This window comes from Tessaracoccus sp. OH4464_COT-324, assembly GCF_003932855.1.
GTDB lineage: Bacteria > Actinomycetota > Actinomycetes > Propionibacteriales > Propionibacteriaceae > Arachnia.
The window spans coordinates 1-405 of the sequence record NZ_RQYZ01000121.1 but is presented as its reverse complement, the minus strand read 5'-3'; the positions used below and the strand labels follow the sequence as shown (position 1 = coordinate 405).

At 37.3% G+C, this 405-nt stretch carries 1 protein-coding gene; it reads left to right on the top strand.

Features of this window, described 5'->3' with window-relative positions; translation table 11 throughout:
- Positions 1-52: 52 nt before the first annotated feature.
- Positions 53-405, top strand: a 353-nt coding sequence (locus EII42_RS12390; protein WP_233558414.1) for an HAD hydrolase family protein, incomplete at its 3' end; no start/stop codon positions are given.

The window sequence follows — 405 nt, the reverse complement described above, 5'->3', positions numbered from 1 at the left end:
AAACGGTGCGAGAGCACATGATGCACAGGGCAACTTGTTATATAGCAACAACTTGCCAGAAGACATCGCTTTTGAAATTATGAATATGCCATTTGATACACAAAATATTTGTTTAAACAGTTATCAAGATGATGGCTGGTTTATTAATGTTGATGTGCCTCAATTAGCGAAATATCACAAAGACTCAGGTTATACCTATCAAGTCATTAATTTTGCGAAACATCATGGTCGAGGAACCGAAAAAGTCTTTTTTATTGGCAGATCTTTGCAACATTTGCAGCCTTTAGAAAAAGAGTTGCGTGCAAAATTTGGCGATGTGACTAGCATTACTTATTCAACCCCTATGTGTCTTGAAGTCATGAATAAAAATGTGTCAAAAGCCACCGCACTTGCGCAAGTAGTTTC